This window comes from Mycobacterium sp. PTI7 (assembly GCF_056679845.1).
Genome location: NZ_CM155252.1, coordinates 3,531,355 through 3,545,132 on the forward strand (window position 1 = coordinate 3,531,355; position 13,778 = coordinate 3,545,132).

At 69.1% G+C, this 13,778-nt stretch carries 15 protein-coding genes and 1 tRNA gene; 4 read left to right on the plus strand and 12 right to left on the minus strand.

Going from position 1 to position 13,778, the window contains the following annotated elements:
- Window positions 1–41 precede the first annotated feature (41 nt).
- The 5 genes from AC1MEY_RS16960 to AC1MEY_RS16980 all read right to left on the minus strand — a co-directional run bounded on the left by AC1MEY_RS16960 (window position 42) and on the right by AC1MEY_RS16980 (window position 4,350).
- Window positions 42–117 (minus strand) — tRNA-Ala (locus tag AC1MEY_RS16960).
- A 54-nt stretch (window positions 118–171) separates the two neighbouring features.
- The gene (sepX, locus tag AC1MEY_RS16965) at window positions 172–1,317 is read right to left on the minus strand and encodes a divisome protein SepX/GlpR (protein ID WP_480226622.1); all 1,146 of its coding nucleotides are present in this window, start codon (window positions 1,315–1,317) and stop codon (window positions 172–174) included.
- A gap of 134 nt (window positions 1,318–1,451) precedes the next feature.
- Window positions 1,452–2,099, minus strand: coding sequence for a GNAT family N-acetyltransferase (locus tag AC1MEY_RS16970; RefSeq protein ID WP_480226623.1), 648 nt, complete (start codon window positions 2,097–2,099; stop codon window positions 1,452–1,454).
- A 21-nt stretch (window positions 2,100–2,120) separates the two neighbouring features.
- Entirely contained in the window at window positions 2,121–3,392 is a 1,272-nt protein-coding gene (glp, locus tag AC1MEY_RS16975; protein WP_480226624.1) for a molybdotransferase-like divisome protein Glp, read from the minus strand.
- A 43-nt stretch (window positions 3,393–3,435) separates the two neighbouring features.
- Window positions 3,436–4,350, minus strand: a complete 915-nt coding sequence (locus tag AC1MEY_RS16980) for a UTP--glucose-1-phosphate uridylyltransferase (protein WP_480226625.1) — start codon at window positions 4,348–4,350, stop codon at window positions 3,436–3,438.
- Window positions 4,351–4,434: 84 nt separating this feature from the next.
- On the opposite strand from AC1MEY_RS16980, the gene AC1MEY_RS16985 reads away from it, so the two are divergent.
- From AC1MEY_RS16985 to mscL, 4 genes are all read left to right on the plus strand, one after another.
- A complete protein-coding gene (locus AC1MEY_RS16985) occupies window positions 4,435–5,028 on the plus strand; it encodes a 5-formyltetrahydrofolate cyclo-ligase (RefSeq protein WP_480226626.1) in 594 nt (197 codons plus the stop codon).
- Window positions 5,029–5,131: 103 nt separating this feature from the next.
- On the plus strand, window positions 5,132–5,539 hold the full coding sequence (locus tag AC1MEY_RS16990; protein WP_480226627.1) for an FmdB family zinc ribbon protein: 408 nt from the start codon (window positions 5,132–5,134) through the stop codon (window positions 5,537–5,539).
- 65 nt (window positions 5,540–5,604) lie between these two features.
- On the plus strand, window positions 5,605–6,267 hold the full coding sequence (locus AC1MEY_RS16995) for an SAF domain-containing protein (RefSeq protein ID WP_480226628.1): 663 nt from the start codon (window positions 5,605–5,607) through the stop codon (window positions 6,265–6,267).
- Between the two features lie 78 nt (window positions 6,268–6,345).
- Window positions 6,346–6,798, plus strand: a complete 453-nt coding sequence (mscL, locus tag AC1MEY_RS17000; protein WP_480226629.1) for a large-conductance mechanosensitive channel protein MscL — start codon at window positions 6,346–6,348, stop codon at window positions 6,796–6,798.
- Between the two features lie 78 nt (window positions 6,799–6,876).
- Here mscL and mspA (AC1MEY_RS17005) read toward each other — a convergent pair whose 3' ends face one another.
- The 7 genes from mspA (AC1MEY_RS17005) to rpmF all read right to left on the minus strand — a co-directional run bounded on the left by mspA (AC1MEY_RS17005) (window position 6,877) and on the right by rpmF (window position 13,564).
- A complete protein-coding gene (gene mspA, locus AC1MEY_RS17005; RefSeq protein WP_480226630.1) occupies window positions 6,877–7,512 on the minus strand; it encodes a porin MspA in 636 nt (211 codons plus the stop codon).
- 137 nt (window positions 7,513–7,649) lie between these two features.
- Window positions 7,650–8,285 carry a porin MspA gene (gene mspA, locus AC1MEY_RS17010; RefSeq protein WP_480226631.1) on the minus strand — a complete coding sequence of 212 codons (636 nt, stop codon included), beginning with the start codon at window positions 8,283–8,285 and terminating at the stop codon, window positions 7,650–7,652.
- Between the two features lie 695 nt (window positions 8,286–8,980).
- Entirely contained in the window at window positions 8,981–9,520 is a 540-nt protein-coding gene (locus tag AC1MEY_RS17015; RefSeq protein ID WP_480231528.1) for a MogA/MoaB family molybdenum cofactor biosynthesis protein, read from the minus strand.
- Window positions 9,521–9,549: 29 nt separating this feature from the next.
- Window positions 9,550–10,872, minus strand: a complete 1,323-nt coding sequence (locus AC1MEY_RS17020; RefSeq protein ID WP_480226632.1) for a S1C family serine protease — start codon at window positions 10,870–10,872, stop codon at window positions 9,550–9,552.
- 184 nt (window positions 10,873–11,056) lie between these two features.
- The gene (locus tag AC1MEY_RS17025; protein WP_480226633.1) at window positions 11,057–12,604 is read right to left on the minus strand and encodes an ATP-binding protein; all 1,548 of its coding nucleotides are present in this window, start codon (window positions 12,602–12,604) and stop codon (window positions 11,057–11,059) included.
- Entirely contained in the window at window positions 12,604–13,290 is a 687-nt protein-coding gene (locus AC1MEY_RS17030; RefSeq protein ID WP_480226634.1) for a response regulator transcription factor, read from the minus strand. The genes AC1MEY_RS17025 and AC1MEY_RS17030 overlap by 1 nt, the downstream gene beginning before the upstream one ends.
- Before the next feature lie 100 nt (window positions 13,291–13,390).
- Window positions 13,391–13,564, minus strand: coding sequence for a 50S ribosomal protein L32 (rpmF, locus tag AC1MEY_RS17035; RefSeq protein WP_163801165.1), 174 nt, complete (start codon window positions 13,562–13,564; stop codon window positions 13,391–13,393).
- Window positions 13,565–13,778 lie beyond the last annotated feature (214 nt).

Sequence of the window (13,778 nt, forward strand, 5' to 3'; positions counted from 1 at the left end):
ATTCGTTGACGCACCGCAGCGCGGTGCCGTCCCAAAAACCGTGGTGGAGCTAGGGAGAATCGAACTCCCGACCTACTCGATGCGAACGAGTCGCGCTACCAACTGCGCCATAGCCCCTAGTGCCGGTACAGGTTATCAGTCACCCGACGCGACGAGAAAACCGCAGGCCACTCACTGACCGGCCGCCCGCGGCAGGTCGTAGTTGCGGGCCAGCGAGGCGTAGTCGAGGTGCTCGAAGATCGGGTCCTCGTCGTCGATGTCCAGCACGACCGCGCCGGGACGCTTCAGCCGCGACGGCACCACGTCGTACTCCGGGTCGTCGGTGTTCTCCACCCCGAGCCGCGACCGCGCCACCCGACGCGCACGGCGCCGCCGCAGCTGCTCCTCGATGCGCGTCTGGCGCCGCAGGTAGCCGAGGTACAGCACGGTGACGACGCCGATGGTGCCGCACACCCACCACAGGCCAGGTGTCAGCAGGTAGGCGGCGACGGCGGACACCAGCAGGGCGGCGCCCATGGCGACGAGCATGCGCTTGCGGAACGCGAACTTGCGCTCCCGCACGGCGAGGGAGGTCTTCGTCTCGTACCGCTGCCGGCGGGCCTGCGACATGGAGTCCGACAGCTTCGGCTCGTTCTCCGACGGCGCCTCGATGCCCGAGGAGTCGTCGACGTACTCGTAGTCGTGATCGGTGCCGTCGTCGGACTCGTCGTCGACCTCATCGGCGACGGGCGCGGCGGGCTCGTCGACCCGCGTCTCCTCGACCTCCGGCTCGTCGACCGCGGCGGGCTCCTCGGCCCGGACCGGGGCGTCCTCGGTGAAGTCGGCGTCGGCGAAGGTCCGGATGGCCTGCGTGCTGGGCCCCGCGGAGTGAGCGTCGCGGTCCGAGGAGTCGCGGTCCGAGGCGTCGAACTCGAGCGGCAGTTGCGGATCCACCGTGCGGGGCTGGGCGACGCTGCCGACGGGCAGTGCGCCGGAATCCATCTCGACGACGTCGACGTCGAGGTAGTCCGGCTCGTTCGACACCGTGGCTGCGGCCAGCACGACGGCCTTGCGCGGCGCGGTGGCCGTGTCGTCACCGTCGAACTCGTCGTCCAGATCCTCGGCGCTGGGCCGCCAGTCGGGATCGCTGTAGTGGCCCGCGGCCGGTCCGCGTCGCCGCAGTCGTGCTCCGCGTCCGGTGTTCAGCACGCGCGTGGCGAGGGCGACGTCGCTGGTGCGACGCACCGCGTCTCGCTTGCTGATCAGCATCGGCACGAGCACGAACAACCACAGCACGACGAGGGAGATCCACAGGAGGGATTGGGGGATGCTTGGCATGACGCCGGCTCCTTTCCCCTACAGGCTAGGTCTGCTGACCAGCGCATCGAGGGGTGACGCGCCGAGGACAATTACACACCTGTAATTCGCTTTCACCAAGCACATTCGTCACAGATGTCACAACTGCAACAAGCTCATGCCCAGTTCGCTCGCCCGGACCGCACCAGCGCCGACGTCGCCGACGTCTCGATCTCCTCGACCGTCAGCGCCACCAGCAGGTGGTCGCGCCACGCCCCGTCGACCTCCAGATAGCGCTTCAGCAGCCCCTCCTCCCGGAAGCCGGCCTTGGCCAGCACGCGGCGGCTCGGCGCGTTCTCCGGACGGACGGTGGCCTCGATGCGGTGCAGCATCACCTTGCCGAACCCGTGGTCCAAACCCATCGCGAGCGCCGCGGTCGCCACTCCCCCGCCGGTGAACTCGCGGGCCACCCAGTACCCGATCCACGCCGAGCGCAACGCCCCGTGCGTGACGTTCCCGATGGTGAGCTGGCCGCAGAACTCGCCATCGAGTTCGATGGCGTAGGGCAGCATGCGGCCCTTGCGCGCCTCGGACCGCAGCCCCGAACAGATCGACGGCCACGACGTAACCGAGTGCCGCAGTTCCCAATTGACCTCGGCGACCGGCTCCCACGGCTCGAGGTGCGCGCGATCGGCGAGGCGGATCCGGCTCCACGTGCCACCGTCGCGCAGCCGGATCGGCCGCAGCCGGACCACGCCCGCGGGCACCCGGATGGGCCCCGTCGACAGTGGCCACCCCGGGTGCATCGAACTCGAGCGGAACATGTTCACGCGCCCCCGGACCGATCAGCCGCGCTGCGCCAGGAAGGCGACCTCGACGACCTCTCCGGTGCGGACCTCCTCGGCCTCGCTGGGGATGATCACCAGACAGTTCGCCTCCGCCAGCGTCGCCAGCAGATGCGACGACGAGCCGGGCGCGCCGCCGAGCGCCTGCACCAGGTACTCGCCTGTGTCATTGTCACGCATCAGCTGACCGCGCAGATAACCCTTGCGCCCCGCCACCGACGTGATCGGCGACAGCGTCCGCGCCTGCACCACGCGGCGCAGCGGCTGCCGCTTACCCAGCGACATCCGGATCAACGGACGCACCATCACCTCGAACACGACCAACGCGCTCACCGGGTTGGCGGGCAGCAGGAAGACCGGGACGCCGTCGCGGCCCAGCTGACCGAACCCCTGGACCGACCCCGGGTGCATCGCGATGCGCGCGACTTCGACCTCACCCATGTCCGCCAGCACCGCGCGCACGCTCTCGGCCGCCACGCCGCCCACCGCGCCGGCGATCACCACGACCTCGGCGCGGTTGATCTGGCCCTCTACGACGTCGCGCAGCGTCTTGGACTCGGTGTCGACGATGCCGACGCGATTGACCTCGGCACCCGCATCACGGCCGGCCGCGGCTAGTGCGTAGGAGTTGACGTCGTAGACCTGTCCGTTGCCCGGCGTTCGGGAGATGTCGACGAGTTCGCCGCCGACGCACATGACCGACAGTCGCGGACGCGGATGCACCAGCACCCGTTCGCGTCCCACCGCGGCGAGCAACCCGACCTGCGCCGCCCCGATGATCGTTCCCGAGCGGACCGCCACGTCGCCGGGCTGCACGTCGTCACCGGTCCGCCGGACGTAGGCGCCCGAGCGGACGCTGCGCAGGACCCGCACCCGCGAGTCGCCGCCGTCGGTCCAGCGCAGCGGCAACACCGCGTCGGCCAGCGTCGGCATGGGCGCACCCGTCTGAACCCGGGCCGCCTGACGGGGCTGCAACCGGCTCGGCGTCCGCGCACCCGCCTCGATGACGCCCATGACGGGCAGACTGATCTCCTCGACCGACCCGGAGCCGCGCTCGTCGCCCGCGTCGCCGATCGGTTCGGCACCGAGGACGTCGACGCTGCGTACCGCGTATCCGTCGATCGCCGCCTGGTCGAAACCCGGGAGCGGTCGCTCGGTGACGACCTCCTCCGCGCACATCAGACCCTGTGCCTCGGCGATGGCCACTCGCACCGGTCGGGGTGCCACCGCAGCGGCAGCCACCCTGGCCTGCTGCTCCTCAACCGAACGCAAAGTGCGCCTTTCTGTCTCGAGGCCCGCCGTGCGCTCCGTTACTTCAGCGCTCGTCCAGGCCCAATCGCTCGACCAACCAGCGCCGCAGTGGCGGGCCGTAATCGTCGCGTTCCAAAGCAAAGTCAACCGCAGCCTTGAGGTAGCCGCCGGGATTTCCCAGGTCGTGTCGAGATCCGCGGTGCACGACCACGTGCACGGGATGGCCCTCCTCGATCAGCAGCGCGATCGCATCCGTCAGCTGGATCTCGCCGCCGACGCCCTTCTGGACGCGCCGCAGCGCGTCGAAGATCTTGCGGTCCAGCACATAGCGGCCCGCCGCGGCGAAGAGCGACGGGGCGTCCTCGGCCTTCGGCTTCTCGACCATGCCGAGGACCTTCAGCACGTTGGGGTTCGCGGCGTCGGGGACCACCTCGACGTCGAACACGCCGTACGAGCTGACCTCCTCGGGCGTCACCTCGATCGCACACAGCACCGAGCCACCACGCTTGGCGCGCACCTTCGACATGACCTCGAGGACACCGGTGGGAAGCACCAGGTCGTCGGGGAGCAGCACGGCGATGGCGTCCTCGTCGTCGTCGAGCTTCTCCTCGACGCAGCCGACGGCGTGCCCGAGTCCGAGCGGCTCGGACTGCACCACCGACTCGACCTTCAGCAGCCCCGGCGCCCGCCGGACCTTGGCGAGCATGGCGTGCTTGCCGCGGGCCTCGAGCGTGCCCTCGAGGATGAGGTCCTCGACGAAGTGCGCGACGACGCCGTCCTTGCCCTCGGACGTCACGATGATGAGCCGTTGGCCACCGGCCTCGGCGGCCTCGGCGGCGACGAGTTCGATGCCCGGGGTGTCCACGACGGGCAGCAACTCCTTGGGCACCGTCTTGGTCGCGGGGAGGAATCGCGTCCCCAGCCCTGCCGCGGGAACGACTGCGGTGCGCGGGATCGGCACGCTGGCCTGTGTCGTCATCGGAGACACCATAACGTCTGGTGCCGCCCGTGACCTCGCGACTCCCTGGGTTGGTCCGGGCTGCGCCGGTGGACACTGGGACGGGTGACGGGTGAGGGACCGACCAAGGCGGAGCTGCGCGAGTCGATCCTGCGCGCACGACGGGCCGTCCCCGCCCGGCGCCGCCAGCAGGAGGCCGCGGCACTCGCCCGGTCGCTGCTGGCCACGGTGTCCGCCGGCGACGTCGTCTGCGCGTACGTTCCGGTCGGCTCCGAGCCGGGTTCGCTCGAGGCGCTTGACGGCCTGACCCGCATGGGCGCGCGGGTCCTGCTGCCGATCGCGCGCGAGACGGGCGGGATTCCACAGCCCCTCGGCTGGGGTGTGTACCGCCCCGGCGGACTGGTCGACGCGCGCTTCGGGTTGCGCGAGCCCGCCCCGCCGACCCTCGACGCCGGCGTGATCGCCACCGCGGCGGTGATCGTGGTGCCCGCGCTCGCCGTCGACCGTGCGGGGACGCGGTTGGGCCGTGGCGCCGGGTTCTACGACCGCTCGCTGCCCCTGGCCGACCCGGCCGCCCGGCTGGTCGCCGTCGTCCGCGACGACGAACTGCTGGCGGCGATTCCCGGCGAAGCGCACGACGTCGCCATGACCCACGCTCTGACGCCGGGACTCGGCGTGGTCGCGCTGGATGGCGGCTAGCCCGAGCGGCTGGTCGCGCGACGGGAATGGCCCGACCCGCGTGGCGGTTTTAGCACTTACAACGGTAGAGTGCCAACAAGTTCGACCACCTTCGGAGGATGACGTGCCGACCTATTCCTATGCGTGCACCGAGTGCGACAACCGCTTCGACGCGGTGCAGGCATTCACGGATGACGCATTGACCACCTGCCCGCAGTGCTCGGGACGGCTGCGCAAGCTCTTCGGCAAGGTCGGCGTGGTCTTCAAGGGCAGCGGCTTCTACCGCAACGACAGCCGCGACGCGTCCAAGACGTCGAGCGGTGGCTCGTCGTCGAAGAACGGCGACTCCGGTTCGTCGTCCTCGTCCTCGTCGGCGGATTCGGGCAGCAGCTCGAGCGGCTCGGAGTCGAAGTCCTCGTCCGACTCGAAGTCCTCCGGCGACTCGAAGTCGTCCGGCTCGGGTTCCTCGGGCTCCAGCTCGTCCTCGTCGTCGTCGAGCAGCTCGACTCCCGCCTCGTCCGGCTCCAAGTAAGGGTTATCCACAGGCCCTCCGTCCCGCGGCTGTCGGCGGCGGGGTGCGCGACCTAGCGTGACCCCATGGGGGATTCGCTCGATCCGACGCCGTGGACGCGACTGCTCGAGTCACGGCCGGACTGGACCCGAACCGCAGCCGCTCGCCGCGCCCTCGCCGGGCTGCTCGTCGTCCTCGCAGGTGTCTCCGCGCTGCGGCCCGACCCCGCCGACGGTCGGGTCGACGTCGTGGTGGCGGCTCGCGATCTGGCACCCGGCACGGCTCTGACCGCCGACGACCTCCACCGCGAATCCCATTCGGCGACAACGATTCCCGACGGCGCCGCGGATCATCCCGACGGACTGGTGGGGATGACACTCACCGGCCCGGCGCGGCGCGGCGAGGTGATCACCGACGTGCGGGTGCTGAGCCCACGCCTCACCGAGGCCACGTCCGGCCCGGACTCCCGGGTGGTCGCACTCGACCTCGCCGATGCAGCTCTGCTCGATCTCCTGCGTGCCGGCGACGTGGTGGACGTGCTCGCCGCGGACCCCGCGCCACCCGGCGCCGACTCGGTGGCCGTGCCGCGCGTCGTCGCCTCCGGCGCGGTCGTGGTGATGGTGTCCGGCCGATCGACGTCGCCCACCAGCGGTGACCACCGCGTCGTCCTGGTGGCCCTCCCCGCACGCACCGCCACCGAGGTGGCGGGCGCGTCGCTGTCCCAGGCCGTCACGCTCACCCTCCGCTGAGACGTCCTACGACCGCCGTCGCACGCCGGGCGGCGATACGGTTGCGTGTCCGAACCACACCTCAGGAAGGAACAGCTCGTGTTGAAGGGCTTCAAGGATTTTCTCGCTCGCGGCAACATCGTCGACCTGTCCATCGCAGTCGTCATCGGTACCGCGTTCACCGCGCTGGTCACGAACTTCACCAAGGCCGTCGTCCAGCCGCTGATCGACGGCATCGGAGCGGGCAAGGACGCCGACTACGGCATCCTGCGCATCCCGATCTACGGCGGGCAGACCATCGATCTGAACGTCCTGCTGTCGGCGGCCATCAACTTCATCCTCGTGGCGGCCGTCGTGTACTTCCTGGTCGTCGTGCCCTACAACCGCCTCCGCAAGAAGGGCGAGGTGGAGCAGGCCCAGGACACCGAACTGAGCCTGCTGACCGAGATCCGCAACCTGCTCGCCGACGGCACCAGCGCCGAGACGGTCACCGGACCTGGCACCGGCCCCAGCCCGGACACCGCGAAGGTGACCAGCGCCGACAAGGACTGACACCGACCGCTCCTGACTCCTTCCACACGAAACAGCCCCCCGGCCGAAGCCGGGGGGCTGTTTACGTTGAGCGAGAGGTCAGTTCATGTTCCAGGGCTCGCCGTAGGTGGTGACGCTGTCGCCGGTGCTCGAGATGAGGCGAGCGAACGGACGCAGCAGCACGCCACCGGCGGCACCGGTCACGGTGCCGTGAGCGTTGGACACCGCGACGGCACCCTCGGCACCGGACACGTCGACCGAGAACGTGGCGACTTCCTGGATGCCGGGGCCATTGCCCAGGTCAGCGCTGATCGACACACCCGGGAACAGGTTCGGGGTGATGACCGAGTTCAGACCGAACGGCGGCGCGGTGATGTTGCCATCGTCGATCAGGATGTTGGGGGTGGTGTAGGAGAAGTTGATGCCCACACCCAGCGACCAGGGGAAGCCGATCTGGTAGCCCAGCTCCAAGGTGCCCTCGAACTCGTCGGCGCCGGGGCCGGCGACCATGTACTTGGCCTTGCCGGAGTGGAACCACTCACGGGTCAGGCGGTTGCGGTCCAGCGGGAACACACCGTTGAGGAACGTGTCCCACTGCTGGATCGTCAGCGTGCGGTCCTTGCCGTCAACGAGGCTCAACTCGTTGTCCAGACCTGCGTGTGAGGTGCCTGTGCTCGCGAACAGGGCCGCGAACGTCGCGACCAGCGCGATCAGCACCCGACTGATTGCCTTCATTTTTGGGTTGACCTCCCTTGTATGCCTTGCGTTGACAGCGATCGGGGTAGCGGGTGCATCGGCCGGATCAGACCGGCCGATGCGCCGCTACCTCTTGATCGTCACGGGTGTGACTTTTGTTAGTGGTGGTGCAGGAGTTAGTTCATGTTCCAGGGCTCGCCGTAGGTGGTGACGCTGTCGCCGGTGCTCGAGATGAGACGAGCGAACGGACGCAGCAGCACGCCACCGGCGGCACCGGTCACGGTGCCGTGGGCGTTGGACACCGCGACGGCACCCTCGGCACCGGACACGTCGACCGAGAACGTGGCGACTTCCTGGATGCCGGGGCCATTGCCCAGGTCGGCGCTGATCGACACACCCGGGAACAGGTTCGGGGTGATGACCGAGTTCAGACCGAACGGCGGCGCGGTGATGTTGCCATCGTCGATCAGGATGTTGGGGGTGGTGTAGGAGAAGTTGATGCCCACGCCCAGCGACCAGGGGAAGCCGATCTGGTAGCCCAGCTCCAAGGTGCCCTCGAACTCGTCGGCACCGGGGCCGGCGACCATGTACTTGGCCTTGCCGGAGTGGAACCACTCACGGGTCAGGCGGTTGCGGTCCAGCGGGAACACACCGTTGAGGAACGTGTCCCACTGCTGAATCGTCAGCGTGCGGTCCTTGCCGTCAACGAGGCTCAACTCGTTGTCCAGACCTGCGTGTGAGGTGCCTGTCGTCGCGAACAGCGCCGCGATGGCCGCGATCATTGCGATCAGCACCCGACTGAATGCCTTCATGTTCTCCCTAAGTGTTGAAGGTGATCCGGCAGGCTCACCGCGGTGTCGGTGTGGGGCTGTGCACGCATAACCACACACCTTGCAAGAGGTCCATGTGACTGGAATTAGAAAGCTCACATGTTGCTCTTACGAATTGCTCATCGTTGACGGGAGAAACATAACGGTGAGGCACCCCCCCGGCAACGCAAGAAATTCCCGGGTCGGGATGGGCGGAAGTGCTGGATGGGATTTGCTGGTAACCGCGATCCCGGACTAGCGGCCGTCAAGCGCCGGACGCGGAGTTCCGCATTCGTGCCGGTCGCATACCCAAGGTATTGATCGACACCGACCGAGGGTGACCGGTAGGCGGTCTTCGCTCAGCGGGAAAGCACTGCTCAGCCGTGGTGAGGCGGGATGTTGTCGCGGAGCCAGCGCTCGCGTTCGTCACCCTCGTCGGGGCGCTCGTCATCCCGTTCGTCCCGGGTGATATTGGGCAACGATTCGCCAAAAATCTTGTTAACTGCGTCGCGTTCGTGGCGTGCAGGCCCGCTCATCGACGACCGCCAGTGTGATAAAGATCACAGTTGCCACATCTGCCCAGTTCACCGGCCGTTAACACAACGTGGGCGCCCGGCGCGAGAGTTGCCATCGCAACGAGTCGAGACGCGCGAGAGCGCCGACGGTCCACGATCACCGCCGGCGCCACCCACACCTGCTCAGAAGTCCAAACGTGATAGCTGGGCGATGACCTGACTGGCCAGCGGCCCCAGCGTGGCCATGCCGTCACGGACGGCGCCACGGGAACCCGGGATGTTCACCACCAGGGTGCTGCCCGAGATCCCGGCGAGACCGCGCGAGACGCCGGCGTCCACGATGCCCGCCGACAGACCCGAGGCGCGCAACGCCTCCGAGATGCCGAGCAGCTCGCGGTCGAGGATGGTCCGGGTGGCCTCGGGGGTGACGTCGCGAGGGGTGACGCCCGTCCCACCCACGGACACCACCAGATCCACGCCACCGATGACGGCGGTGTTCAGGGCGTTGCGGATCTCCACCTCGTCGGCGGAAACGGCCACCACGCCGTCGACCACGAACCCGGCCTCCCCCAGGAGTTCGGAGACCAGGGGACCGCTGTGGTCCTCCTCGTCCCCGTGGGCGGTGCGATCGTCCACGACCACGACCAATGCGCGGCCAACCAACTCCGACGGCTGTTCCATGATCTCAACCGTATAGGTCCCCTCGGACGTCGGCGCAACCATCTTCAACGCCGGCCGACCGGGCGCGAGAGTCACTGCGCTGCCTTGCCGAGAGTCACCTGCACGGTGGCGGGTTGGCCCGACGGATCGAGGTAGGTCAGCGTGACCTGGTCCCCGGGCGCCCGCGACCGGACGGCGGCCACCAGGGCGTCGGCACTGTTGATCACGCGGTCGTCGACCTTGGTGACGACGACGCCCGCGGGCAGACCCGCCGCGGAAGCGGCACCGCCGCCGGTGACGTCCACGATCTTCGCGCCGTCGACGGTCGCGTCGTTGCCCACCTGGACGCCCAACGAGGCGTGCGAAGCGGTGCCGCTCTGGATGAGTTCGTCCGCGATGCGCTTGGCCTGATCCACGGGGATCGCGAAGCCCAACCCGATCGAACCGCTCTGCGACTGCGCGGAGTCGCCGCCCAGCGTCGCGATCGCGGAGTTGACGCCCACCAGTTCGCCGTTCATGTTGACCAGCGCGCCACCGGAGTTGCCGGGGTTGATCGCCGCGTCGGTCTGGATGGCGTCGAGCACCGTGTTCTGGTTCTTGACGTCGCCGCCCGCGGCGACGGGGCGGTTGAGCGCGCTGACGATGCCGGTGGTGACGGTGCCCTCGAGGCCCAGCGGCGAACCGATCGCCACGACGTCCTGGCCGACGCGCAGGCTGGCCGAGGATCCGAGCGTGATCGGGGTCAGGTTGGCCGCCTTGTCGGCGCGGACCACCGCGATGTCGCTGCTGGGGTCGGTGCCCACGACGGTGAACGAGGTGGTGTTCCCGTCGGCGAAGGTGACCTTGGTCTGCACGGCGCCGCCACCCGGTCCGGCGTCCTTGGCCGCGGCCACCACGTGGTTGTTGGTCATGATCAGGCCGTCCGAGGACAGGATGATGCCCGAGCCCTCCTCCGACTGCCGTCCCATGTCGGTCTCCAGCTTCACGACGCTGGGCACCACCTTGGCTGCGACCTGTTCGACGGAGCCGGCGGGGAGGCTGGCGGCCGGCTCACTGGGCGCGGCGCCGAGGATCGACGTCGAGGTCGACGCGCGATCGGGCTGGACGAGCGTGGCCACGCCACCACCGATGCCGGCGGACACCACCGCGATGGCGAGCGCCCCGACGGTCAAAGCACCTGCGCGCGAACGCTTCCGAGGAGCGGGCGGCAGGACGCGGGTCTGCGGACCACCGCGGTACGGGTCGTTCGGTCCGCGATAGGCCTGCTGCTGCGTGGCGTAGCGCCAGTCGTAGTTCGGACCCTGCGCCCCCGGTCGGGGCGGACCACCGGGGTAGCCCGGCGCCGCGTGGTCGTAACCGCTCGGGCGCTGGCCCGGCGGTGGCGGCGGCGGTGAATACCTCGGCTGCTCGGTCATGTCTGCTCGGTACTCTTCCTTCGATGTGCCTGCTCGGGTCAGGATGCTTCAGTCACTCAACGAACGTCCGAACCCGACAGTGCCCGGTCGGGCTGAGAATCCACTTAGAGAACATTCGGGACGAGCCGAGACTTCCCCACGATCGTTCGGCCAACCCCGCGTCCCCCGGGCCGCCTGCGATCGGTCAATTGTCGGTGCTGTCCCCCGCCGCGTCCACCGCTCCGACCGTGCGTGTCGCAACCGGCCGGCCCGGCAGCAGGACGTGGATGGACGTCCCCGGCGACTCGGCGCCCGGCACGGTGTCCTCGATCCACAGCGTCCCACCGTGCTTGAGCACCACCTGCTTGACGATCGCGAGGCCGAGCCCCGATCCCGGCATCGCCCTGGCCGCCGTCGACCGGTAGAACCGCTCGAACACCAGCCCGCGTTCGTCCGGCGAGATGCCCGGTCCGTGGTCGGCGACGACGAGTTGCGCGTTCACCGGATCCACCTGGATCAGCCGCACGCTCACCTGGCCGTTGGGCGGACTCCACTTGGCCGCGTTGTCCAGCAGGTTGAGCACCGCCCGCGACAGGCCGGCCGCGTCGCCGAAGACCTGCCAGCCGGTCAGGGCGACGTCGAAGTCGATGTCGTTGCGGCGCCGCTTCACCCGCTCCAGGCTGCGCACGACCACCTCGGTCATGTCGATGGGTTCGTGGATGGCCACGCCCTCGTCGTCGCGGGTCAGGTCCACCAAGTCGCCCACCAGGGTGGACAGTTCCTCGATCTGGGCGATGACGTCGGTGCGCAGGTCCGCCATCTCATCGTCGGGGATGCGCGGGGCGCCCGGCTGCGACGACGCCATCAGCAGTTCGACGTTGGTGCGCAACGAGGTCAGCGGCGTCCGCAGCTCGTGGCCGGCGTCGGACACCAACCGGGCCTGTCTCTCCCGGGATTCGGCGAGCGCCCGCAGCATCATGTTGAACGCCTCGGTGAGCCGCGCGAGTTCGTCGCTGCCGTGGACGGGGATCGGTCTCAGGTCGTCGGTCCGGGCCACGCGCTCGGCGGCCTGCGTGAGCCGGGCCACCGGTCGCAACCCGGTGCGGGCCACCGTGCCGCCCGCGATCGCGGCGACGGCCATGCCTCCCCCACCCACGAACAGGAGGATGGTGCCGAGCCGCTTGAGCACCTTGCCCGTCGGCTCCATGCTCTTGGAGATCAGCAGCGAGCTGCCGTTGGACAGGTGATAGGCCAGCACCCGCTGGTAGTTCACCGTCCGCAGCGACATGCGCAGATTGCCCTGGATGACGTCCTTCTCCGGCTGACCGAGCGGCAGCGTCTGCCCCTCCTGGTTGGCGGTGTAGATCGACCGACCCGGATTCACCAGCATCGCGTTCACGTCGGAGTACGCGGTGCCCTCGATGGCCTTGCCCGGATCGGCGGCCAGCGATCCGCTCTCGATGAGCAGCCGGGCCCGACTCTGCAGCTGACTGTCGACGTCCTGGTAGAGCGCGCGGGACACGATCACGTAGACCGCCACGGCCATCAACACGACGACCATCGCCACCATCGACATCGCCAGCAGCATCACGCGCCATCGCAGCGACACCGAACTGGCGTCGTGCAGCGAGGGCTCGGACGGCCCGGCGGGACCGTTCGGCCCGCGTGGCGCCGTGACGCCGTGGGGGCTCGGCTGCCCCGATCTCGACGACAGTGCGCGCGTCACCTGCTGCAGCGGCTTGAACGCCACCATCAGGGCGGCGTCTCGCGCAGCACGTACCCCACCCCGCGCACGGTGTGGATGAGGCGCGGCTCGCCCTCGGCCTCGGTCTTGCGGCGCAGATAGCCGACGTAGACCTCGAGGGCGTTGCCCGAGGTGGGGAAGTCGAAGCCCCAGACCTCCTCGAGGATGCGGCTGCGCGTGAGGACCCGCCGCGGGTTCGCGATCAGCATCTCCAGCAGCGAGAACTCGGTCCTGGTCAGGCTGATCGACCGGGTGCCGCGCATGACCTCGCGGGTGACGGGATCCAGGCTGAGGTCGGAGAACGTCATCGCGGGCGAATCGGCGCCGGCGTCCGGGCCGGTGCGCCGCAGCAGGGCCCGCATCCGGGCGAGCAGTTCCTCGAGCGCGAACGGCTTGGGGAGGTAGTCGTCGGCCCCGGCGTCGAGACCCGCGACGCGCTCGGAGACCGAGTCCCGCGCGGTGAGCACCAGGATGGGGAGGTCGTCGCCGGTGCTCCGCAGTTGGCGGCACACTTCGAGCCCGTCCAACCGCGGCATCATCACGTCGAGGACGACCGCATCGGGCCGGTCGTTCGCGATGGACTGGAGCGCCTCGACGCCATCCTGGGCCAGCTCGACCGCGTATCCGTTGAAGGAGAGCGAACGGCGCAGGGATTCGCGCACGGCGCGATCGTCGTCTACGACAAGTATTCGCACAGCCACAGTCTCAACCCATCGACTGAGAGGGGGCTGAGAGGCGCGCCGTCAGTGCGTGTTCCCGGGCGTCGCCGCTCCGGTGATCGCGACGGCGCTGCCGTCAGCGGCGGTCGAGATCGATCAGGCCGAGGCGGGCGGCCTTCAGCAGGCGACGCGGCACCTTGTGCTGCTGACCTGCGACGGTCACGCCGACGAGACCGGTAGCGGTCGCCTTCCACTGCGCCCGACGGCTACGGGTGTTCGAACGCGACATCCTGCGCTTGGGCACAGCCATGACGGACTCTCCTTGATCAGGGGTGTTGCCGCGCATACGACAGCGGCCAACGGTTGCTCATCAGGATAGCGGTCGACCTGCACGGTCTCCAAAACGTCGCCCCGACGGTGCGGGCCACCCTTGACGCGGTACCGGAGGTATCGGCTAACCTACCGGCCTACCGGTTGGTTGAACCGTCGACGGTGATGGGAGCGTGTCCGAGTGACCTCTGGCG

Excerpts from the sequence above, each read along its gene's own strand:
- sepX (WP_480226622.1), bottom strand. The coding sequence starts at position 1,317 with ATGCCAAGCATCCCCCAATCCCTCCTGTGGATCTCCCTCGTCGTGCTG.
- AC1MEY_RS16970 (WP_480226623.1), bottom strand. The coding sequence starts at position 2,099 with ATGTTCCGCTCGAGTTCGATGCACCCGGGGTGGCCACTGTCGACGGGG.
- AC1MEY_RS16980 (WP_480226625.1), bottom strand. The coding sequence starts at position 4,350 with ATGACGACACAGGCCAGCGTGCCGATCCCGCGCACCGCAGTCGTTCCC.
- AC1MEY_RS16995 (WP_480226628.1), top strand. The coding sequence starts at position 5,605 with ATGGGGGATTCGCTCGATCCGACGCCGTGGACGCGACTGCTCGAGTCA.
- mspA (WP_480226630.1), bottom strand. The coding sequence starts at position 7,512 with ATGAAGGCAATCAGTCGGGTGCTGATCGCGCTGGTCGCGACGTTCGCG.
- mspA (WP_480226631.1), bottom strand. The coding sequence starts at position 8,285 with ATGAAGGCATTCAGTCGGGTGCTGATCGCAATGATCGCGGCCATCGCG.
- AC1MEY_RS17015 (WP_480231528.1), bottom strand. The coding sequence starts at position 9,520 with ATGGTTGCGCCGACGTCCGAGGGGACCTATACGGTTGAGATCATGGAA.
- AC1MEY_RS17020 (WP_480226632.1), bottom strand. The coding sequence starts at position 10,872 with ATGACCGAGCAGCCGAGGTATTCACCGCCGCCGCCACCGCCGGGCCAG.
- AC1MEY_RS17025 (WP_480226633.1), bottom strand. The coding sequence starts at position 12,604 with ATGGTGGCGTTCAAGCCGCTGCAGCAGGTGACGCGCGCACTGTCGTCG.
- rpmF (WP_163801165.1), bottom strand. The coding sequence starts at position 13,564 with ATGGCTGTGCCCAAGCGCAGGATGTCGCGTTCGAACACCCGTAGCCGT.